Origin of the sequence: Bradyrhizobium sp. Leo170, assembly GCF_004296405.1 — a bacterium.
GTDB lineage: Bacteria > Pseudomonadota > Alphaproteobacteria > Rhizobiales > Xanthobacteraceae > Bradyrhizobium.
This window is the reverse complement of sequence record NZ_PSRR01000945.1, coordinates 1-284: the sequence shown is the minus strand read 5'-3', so window position 1 is coordinate 284 and position 284 is coordinate 1. Positions and strand designations below refer to the sequence as shown.

The 284-nt window shown below is 58.1% G+C and carries 1 protein-coding gene; it reads right to left on the bottom strand.

Translation table 11 applies throughout. The features are described 5' to 3' along the window. Positions 1-30: 30 nt before the first annotated feature. Positions 31-284: transposase domain-containing protein (locus CWO89_RS45450; protein ID WP_130584499.1), on the bottom strand; the 254-nt coding region annotated here is incomplete at its 5' end.

Genomic DNA, 284 nt, shown 5'->3' with positions numbered 1-284 from the left:
ACTAGTATGCGTCCACCTGCTGCAGGTTAGTCAGGTCTTGACATGATTGTTCGATCTCCAGGCCCAGGGCAGCAGTTCGTCGAGTCGGTTGATGGCGTGGCCGTGCACCATTCGAGTGAGCACGTCACGCAGGTACTCGTAGGGTTCAACATCGTTGAGTTTGCAAGTTTCGATCAGCGAGCAGAGAACCGCCCATCTGTCGCCGCCGCCATCGCTGCCCGCAAACAGGTGGTTCTTACGGCCGAGCGCCACGGGTCGGATAGCGCGTTCGACTGGATTTGTGT